At 58.7% G+C, this 7589-nt stretch carries 5 protein-coding genes, 1 pseudogene, 1 riboswitch and 2 other annotated features; of the genes and pseudogenes, 4 read left to right on the top strand and 2 right to left on the bottom strand.

The window, feature by feature from the left end:
- Positions 1–345: a sequence feature (16S ribosomal RNA rRNA prediction is too short), on the bottom strand.
- Between the two features lie 60 nt (positions 346–405).
- Positions 406–1258 (bottom strand) — a sequence feature (16S ribosomal RNA rRNA prediction is too short).
- A 634-nt stretch (positions 1259–1892) separates the two neighbouring features.
- Both tyrS and HMPREF1287_RS02275 read right to left on the bottom strand, forming a co-directional pair.
- Positions 1893–3179, bottom strand: coding sequence for a tyrosine--tRNA ligase (gene tyrS / locus HMPREF1287_RS02280; protein ID WP_023017905.1), 1287 nt, complete (start codon positions 3177–3179; stop codon positions 1893–1895).
- Between the two features lie 54 nt (positions 3180–3233).
- Positions 3234–3401, bottom strand: a complete 168-nt coding sequence (locus HMPREF1287_RS02275) for a Trm112 family protein (protein WP_023017904.1) — start codon at positions 3399–3401, stop codon at positions 3234–3236.
- A gap of 129 nt (positions 3402–3530) precedes the next feature.
- Positions 3531–3644, top strand: a riboswitch (TPP riboswitch).
- Position 3645: 1 nt separating this feature from the next.
- Between HMPREF1287_RS02275 and thiC the strand changes: the two genes are divergently transcribed.
- The 4 genes and pseudogenes from thiC to thiS all read left to right on the top strand — a co-directional run bounded on the left by thiC (position 3646) and on the right by thiS (position 7584).
- The gene (gene thiC, locus HMPREF1287_RS02265) at positions 3646–5577 is read left to right on the top strand and encodes a phosphomethylpyrimidine synthase ThiC (protein ID WP_023017903.1); all 1932 of its coding nucleotides are present in this window, start codon (positions 3646–3648) and stop codon (positions 5575–5577) included.
- Positions 5567–6242: pseudogene (locus HMPREF1287_RS02260) on the top strand (thiamine phosphate synthase). The gene thiC and the pseudogene HMPREF1287_RS02260 overlap by 11 nt, the downstream one beginning before the upstream one ends.
- On the top strand, positions 6235–7356 hold the full coding sequence (thiO, locus tag HMPREF1287_RS02255; RefSeq protein WP_023017901.1) for a glycine oxidase ThiO: 1122 nt from the start codon (positions 6235–6237) through the stop codon (positions 7354–7356). Before HMPREF1287_RS02260 ends, thiO begins: the two are co-directional and overlap by 8 nt.
- A 24-nt stretch (positions 7357–7380) precedes the next feature.
- Complete coding sequence (gene thiS, locus HMPREF1287_RS02250) at positions 7381–7584, top strand: sulfur carrier protein ThiS (protein WP_023017900.1); 204 nt, start codon at positions 7381–7383, stop codon at positions 7582–7584.
- Positions 7585–7589 lie beyond the last annotated feature (5 nt).

The following is a 7589-nucleotide window of genomic DNA, read 5'->3' as shown; positions in this document are numbered from 1 at the left end:
CTTTCAGCGATTCGCTCCACCTCACAGTGTCGCAGCGCGTTGTACCGACCATTGTAGCATGTGTGAAGCCCTGGACATAAGGGGCATGATGATTTGACGTCATCCCCACCTTCCTCCGAGTTAACCCCGGCAGTCTCTCATGAGTCCCCAACCAAATGCTGGCAACATAAGACAAGGGTTGCGCTCGTTGCGGGACTTAACCCAACATCTCACGACACGAGCTGACGACAACCATGCACCACCTGTACACCAACCACAAAGGGACGAACTATCTCTAGCCCAATCTGGTGTATGTCAAGCCCAGGTAAGGTTCTTCGCGTTGCATCGAATTAATCCACATGCTCCGCCGCTTGTGCGGGCCCCCGTCAATTCCTTTGAGTTTTAGCCTTGCGGCCGTACTCCCCAGGCGGGGCGCTTAATGCGTTAGCTACGGCACGAAAGTCGTAGAAAGACCCTCACACCTAGCGCCCACCGTTTACGGCATGGACTACCAGGGTATCTAATCCTGTTCGCTACCCATGCTTTCGCTCCTCAGCGTCAGTAACTGCCCAGTAACCTGCCTTCGCCATCGGTGTTCCTCCTGATATCTGCGCATTTCACCGCTACACCAGGAATTCCAGTTACCCCTACAGCACTCAAGTTATGCCCGTATCGCCTGCACGCCCGGAGTTAAGCCCCAGAATTTCACAGACGACGCGACAAACCACCTACGAGCCCTTTACGCCCAGTAATTCCGGACAACGCTCGCACCCTACGTATTACCGCGGCTGCTGGCACGTAGTTAGCCGGTGCTTCTTATCTAGGTACCGTCACAAAAAGCTTCGTCCCTAGCGAAAGGAGTTTACAACCCGAAGGCCTTCATCCCCCACGCGGCGTCGCTGCATCAGGCTTGCGCCCATTGTGCAATATTCCCCACTGCTGCCTCCCGTAGGAGTCTGGGCCGTATCTCAGTCCCAATGTGGCCGTACACCCTCTCAGGCCGGCTACCCGTCGCCGCCTTGGTAGGCCATTACCCCACCAACAAGCTGATAGGCCGCGAGCTCATCCTACACCGAAAAAACTTTCCAACCACCACACTAAAGATGGTTCCTATCCGGTATTAGACCCAGTTTCCCAAGCTTATCCCGAAGTGCAGGGCAGATCACCCACGTGTTACTCACCCGTTCGCCACTCGAGTACCCTGCAAGCAGGGCCTTTCCGTTCGACTTGCATGTGTTAAGCACGCCGCCAGCGTTCGTCCTGAGCCAGGATCAAACTCTCCACAAAAAGAATTTCAGCACAACACTGAAAAGGCCGTGAAAAGCCCAAACCTAACCAAAATAACAAACCACCACAACCCACAAAAGCAGGCCCATGCTGGCGTCCAAAAATTACTACAAAGAAAAAATAAACTGCCTCCCCCAACCCGACGGGGCACAAAAAAGGGAGACAAAAAGTTGAACACAATCACATGCCAACCAATCCATCAATGCAGCCGAAACACTAAACAGTATTCAAAAAGATGCGTATTCCAACACCTTACCGGCACACACCAACCAACAAACCACCATTAGGTTCGCCGGCCAACAGACCAATCAACACACAACCATGCACACAAAAATAAAAATAAGTACATTGGCACACTATTGAGTTCTCAAACAACATCCACACACCACAACAAAATTAACCAAACGTTAACCTCTCATCGGCGGCTCGCACCAACTTACCCAACAACCTGAACCAAGTCAAATCCCCGAGTCAAGTCAGTACAAAAAGTCACTCAAAAGTAACCAACCGGCTACCTCTCGGCGACTTCGATAAAGTTACACCCAACCCCGAAAAACACACAAATCCCCAGGTAAAAGCACAAAACGCGATTACCAAGGGATCAGTTAACAGCTAAGCTGACGCTCCTAGGAAGGATTCACAACCCGTGCTCCGGCGAAACGCTTCTTGCCTTTACGCAACACGAGCCACGAACCATGTAGCAGATCGTTGGAATTCGGCGACCACTCGATGTCCTCGATGCGCTGGTTATTCACGTAAGCGCCGCCCTCGCCCACGGTGCGGCGCGCAGCACCCTTTGATTTTTCCAGTCCCGCCTCAACCAGCAGATCCAGAATCGTTGCCTCTGCGCCGACCTCGGCAATCTCGGTTTCCTGCAATGCGGAAGACAACGTGGCCTCGTCCAAATCCTGCAACTCTGCCTTACCAAACAGCGCCTGGGAAGCCAGCTCCACTGCTTCGGTAGCCTGCTCGCCGTGCACCAGGGTGGTCATCTCCCGTGCCAATACGCGTTGCGCCTCACGCTTGTGGGGTTCCTCCTCTACCTTGCGTGCCAGCTCCGCGATCTCGTCCTGGGTGAGGAAGGTAAACCAACGCAGGTAATCGATAACCACTGCGTCGCCAGCATTAATGAAGTACTGGTACCAGGAGTACGGGCTGGTCAGCTGAGGATCCAGCCACAGTTTGCCGCCGCCGGTGGACTTACCAAACTTATTGCCCTCGGCATCTGTCACCAACGGCACCGTCAGGCCGTGGACCTTCGCACCATTCACGCGACGATTCAGATCGACGCCGGAAACGATGTTTCCCCACTGGTCGCCACCGCCAATTTGCAGCACACAGTCGTACTCTTTGTGCAGGTGCACAAAGTCGTTTGCCTGCAGCAGCATGTAGGAAAACTCGGTGTAGGAAATACCGTCGGATTCCAGGCGGCGCTTGACCGTATCGCGGTCCAGCATGGTATTCAGCGAAAAGTTCTTACCGATATCGCGTAGGTACTCGATGACGTTGATCTGGCTAGTCCAGTCCGCGTTGTTCACCATAACCGCCGGGATTGCGGACTCGCCCGCCTCAGTGAAGTCCACGAAGGCCTCAAGTTGGTCCTTGATTGCCTGCATATTCTCTGCGATCTGCTCTTCCGAGAGCATGGAGCGCTCTCCGACATCCCGCGGGTCACCGATCATTCCCGTCGCGCCACCGGCCAGCGCGATGGGACGGTGGCCGAAGCGTTGGAAGCGCTTCAGCATAATCAGCGGCACGAGGTGGCCAGCGTGCAGCGAGCTTCCCGTCGGGTCAAAACCGCAGTACAAGCTGATCGGGCTCTCTGCGGCTTCCTTCAATGCCTCCAGGTCTGTGGACTGGTTGATCAGCCCGCGCCATTGCAGTTCATCGATAATGTTCGTGGTGTTGCTCATACGTAGGTGCTCCCTTGTTCCCTATTACGTGTTGTCTTTCCAGAGCGCGGCGCTCTACTTAATGGGCCAGTCCTTGGCTTCGTCGACCAGCATGACCGGAATACCATCCTGCACCGGATAGGCCTTGTTCAGCCTTGGGTTCACCAAATAGTCGCCGTGATCCTCCAGCGGCTGCTTGTCGATGGGGCACACGAGGATCTCTAGGAGCTTCTGATCGATCATGCTGCTTAGTCTAACCCGTACCCCAGACAAGCTATTTAGTGACTCCCTGATGTTGCTTGCCGATGTCCCCTCGGTCAATCGCCTAACCCATAACTTCACCCTCGCGTGGTGTGCGTTACAGTGGAAGGCGCAACCGAACACGGGCGCTCGAGGTATCGAGCTGAGATCGCGCTGTATGCCCGCGTGAGTACCGCTAGAACCTGCCTGGTTAGAACCAGCGAAGGAAGAATGAGGAGAGTCAACTATGACGGATACGTCTACCCAACACACCCGTACCACCATTCCGAACGACGAGTACGGTGCGGAAATCCACCCGAAGCACAGCTTCGCCCCCATCGAAAAGCAGGTGGAATCCTTCGGCAAGACCTTCACCCTTCAGGTGCCGGAGACCGAGGTTCAGCTGGACGATTCCCCTACCGGCCCGAACGCGCCGCAGAAGCTCTACCGCACACGTGGCCCGTGGGCCGAGCCGACCGAGGGGCTAGAGGCTCTGCGCAGCGATTGGATCGAAGCTCGCGGCGATGTGGAGGCCTACGAGGGCCGGCGCCGCAACCTGTTGGACGACGGTAACCGCGCCCTCAAGCGTGGCGAGGCCAGCGATGAGTGGAAGGGTATAAGCCGCGAGACGCTGCGAGCCAAGGAAGGCAAGCGCGTAACCCAGATGCACTACGCCCGCCAGGGTATTATCACTCCGGAGATGGAATACGTCGCACTGCGCGAGCACTGCGATGTAGAAAAGGTGCGCGAGCAGGTTGCCTCCGGTAAGGCAATCATCCCGAACAACATCAACCACCCGGAGTCAGAGCCGATGATCATCGGCACTGCCTTCAACACGAAGATCAACGCCAATATCGGCAACTCCGCCGTGACCTCCTCTATCCGCGAAGAGGTGGACAAGCTGCGCTGGGCTACCCGCTGGGGCGCAGATACCGTGATGGATCTATCCACGGGCAACGACATTCACACCACCCGCGAGTGGATCATGCGCAACTCTCCGGTGCCGATCGGTACCGTGCCGATCTACCAGGCCCTTGAGAAGGTCGACGGCGTGGCCGAGGACCTGACCTGGGAAATCTTCCGCGATACTGTGATCGAGCAGTGCGAGCAGGGCGTGGACTACATGACGATCCACGCCGGCGTGCGCCTGCCCTTCGTGCCGCTAACCACCAAGCGCGTGACCGGCATCGTCTCCCGCGGCGGTTCCATCATGGCTGGTTGGTGCCTGGCCCACCACAAGGAATCCTTCCTGTACGAGAACTTCGACGAGCTGTGCGAGATCTTCGCCAAGTACGACGTCGCGTTCTCGCTTGGCGATGGCCTGCGCCCCGGCTCCATCGCCGATGCCAACGACGCAGCCCAGTTCGCCGAGCTAAAGACCATCGGTGAGCTGACCCACCGTGCCTGGGAGTACGACGTTCAAGTCATGGTCGAAGGCCCAGGCCACGTTCCGCTCAACATGGTGCAGGTCAATAACGAAAAGGAGCAGGAATGGTGCGGCGGAGCTCCGTTCTACACCCTGGGACCGCTGGTTACCGACATCGCTCCCGGTTACGATCACATCACTTCCGCCATCGGTGCGGCCAATATCGCGATGGGTGGTACCGCAATGCTGTGCTACGTCACCCCGAAGGAGCACCTCGGCCTACCGAATAAGGACGATGTGAAGACTGGTGTAATCACCTACAAGGTCTCCGCCCACGCGGCGGACGTCGCAAAGGGCCACCCTGGCGCCCACGAGTGGGACGATGCGATGAGCAAGGCGCGGTTCGAATTCCGTTGGCACGACCAGTTCGCCCTGTCCCTGGACCCGGATACCGCCCAGGCCTACCACGACGAAACCCTGCCCGCGGAGCCGGCGAAGACCGCCCATTTCTGCTCGATGTGTGGACCGAAGTTCTGCTCCATGCGCATCAGCCAGGATATCCGCGACGCATTCGGCGAGAAGATCGACGAGGCGCTGGCCACTGACCGAGAGCAATCGCTAGTCAAGGACCTCGGCTTGCCTGGCTTCGGCCGCCAGAGCGTGGACGAAGAGGGTGTCACAAATGTCGAAGGCGAAGAAGAAATGGCCGAGGAATTCCGCCGCGCGGGTTCCAAGCTGTATCTGAACCGCAGCGAGGCCAAAGAAGTAGCCGAGGATCTGGAAAAGGAAGCAGCGGGACACAGTGCGCGCTAAGCAACTGGATCTGCGGTGTTACCACGTGACGGGTGTACCGCAGGAGAAGGGCGTGCAGGTTGCCGCAGCGGCAGCAGCCGGTGGCGCGGGCGTGATTCAAGTTCGCAGCAAGCCCATTAGCGTGCGCGATCTGACCGCGCTTGCTATCGACGTGGCGGCGGCGGTCGAAGAGGCCAATCCAGCAACGCGGGTGCTTATCGATGACCGAGTCGACGTGGCCGCCGCGCTGATGGGTAACCACAATATCCACGGCGTACACATCGGCCAGAACGACCTGGATCCGCGCCTGGCACGGCAGGTTCTTGGCGAGGATGCGATCATCGGGTTGACCACCGGCACCCTCGAGCTCGTGCAGGGTGCCAACGAGTACGCCGATGTAATCGACTACATCGGTGCCGGGCCGTTCCGACCCACGCCCACGAAAACCTCTGCTCGAGCCCCGCTGGGGTTGGAAGGCTATCCCCCCGCTCGTGGCAGCTTCGGCCGTTCCGGTGGTGGCGATTGGAGACGTCCAGGCTGCCGACGCCGAAGCGCTGGCCGAAACCGGTGTGGCTGGTGTCGCGATTGTGCGCGCCTTCATGGATTCCCACGATCCGGCTGCGCTAGCGACCACAGTTGTCCGAGCTTTCGACCGCGCGAATGCAGCCACAGGTTCACATGCATAATGCCGAGCACGCGATCATTGGCGCGGGAATCATCGGGCTTACCACCGCATTCGAGCTGGTGGATGCGGGTGTCGACCCACCGGAAATCGTGGTGATCGATCCCCACCCCATTAGCGGTGCCACTTTCGTGGCCGGCGGCATGCTGGCTCCGGTGGCGGAGGTGCAATACCGGCAAGAGCCGTTGTACCCGCTGATGGTTGCTTCGGGCGAGATGTTCCCTGATCTTCTGGCCAGGTTGAGTGCGAAAACCACCGCACCGACCGGGCATCGCCGTGAATCCACCCTGGTGGTGGGCGCCGACCGCGCCGATGGCGTGCACATCCGCGAGCTGCTGGCGCTACAGCAGAAACACGGCATGGATGCCCACGCGCTGCCACTTCGGCAAGCACGAAAGCTAGAGCCTGGGCTCAGCCCCCAACTGGCGGCCGCGGTGGAAATCCCGGGCGACCATCAAATCAACCCGCGCATGTTCAGCGCGTGCCTGCTGGAATATCTGCAGCACGCCGGGGTTCGCTTTCTGTCCACGGCAGCAACGCGCATCGACGGCCAAAATGTGCAGCTTGCCGATGCCCCCATGGTCACTGCCAACATGATCTACCTCTGCAACGGGCTGGGCGCCAAGGACGTGGATGGCTGGTTCGAGGGCGCCAATCCCCTAGCACTACGGCCGGTGTTGGGTGACATGCTGCGGCTGCGGGTACCAGAAGAGCTAGCGCCAATCACCCGGGTGGTGCGCGCATTCGTGGAGGATCGGCCGGTGTATGTTATTCCCCGCACCGACGGCACCATCGCTATCGGTGCCACCAGCCGCGAAGACAACCGCAAGGGCCCGTCTGTGGACGGTGTGCACACGCTCCTTCGCGATGCCATCCGCGTGGTTCCGGGACTGGAGGATTGCGAGTTCATCGAAGCGATCGTTGGAGCCCGGCCAGGCACCCCCGATGATTTGCCCTACCTGGGCAAAGTACGCGACGGGCTAGTGATCTCCACCGGGTACTTCCGCCACGGAATCCTCCTGTCCGCCCTGGGGGCTAAGGTGGGTGCCCAGTTGGGATTGGGCACGTCCCCGGGGATAGACATTTCGGCCTGCGATCCGCTACGCCACGCCCGATAGCCACAAAAGAAAGGAATAAGCACCATGGAATACACGGTTAATGGAGAACCCCGCAACAGCGATGGGCCGATCACCGTGAGCGCCATCGTAGAAGCAGAGACTGGCGATGCCTCGCCAAAGGGCGTGGCCGTAGCCGTCAATGGCGATGTCGTTCCAGCCAGCAACTGGTCTTATGAAGTCGCCAACGGCGATGAGCTCGATATCCTCATCGCCGTACAGGGCGGTTAGGAATC

Origin of the sequence: Corynebacterium sp. KPL1986, assembly GCF_000477975.1 — a bacterium.
Lineage (GTDB): Bacteria > Actinomycetota > Actinomycetes > Mycobacteriales > Mycobacteriaceae > Corynebacterium > Corynebacterium accolens.
The sequence above is the reverse complement of the archived record's forward strand: the minus strand, read 5'-3'. Positions and strand labels throughout refer to the sequence as shown.

Excerpts from the sequence above, each read along its gene's own strand:
- tyrS (WP_023017905.1), bottom strand. The coding sequence starts at position 3,179 with ATGAGCAACACCACGAACATTATCGATGAACTGCAATGGCGCGGGCTG.
- HMPREF1287_RS02275 (WP_023017904.1), bottom strand. The coding sequence starts at position 3,401 with ATGATCGATCAGAAGCTCCTAGAGATCCTCGTGTGCCCCATCGACAAG.
- thiC (WP_023017903.1), top strand. The coding sequence starts at position 3,646 with ATGACGGATACGTCTACCCAACACACCCGTACCACCATTCCGAACGAC.
- thiO (WP_023017901.1), top strand. The coding sequence starts at position 6,235 with ATGCATAATGCCGAGCACGCGATCATTGGCGCGGGAATCATCGGGCTT.
- thiS (WP_023017900.1), top strand. The coding sequence starts at position 7,381 with ATGGAATACACGGTTAATGGAGAACCCCGCAACAGCGATGGGCCGATC.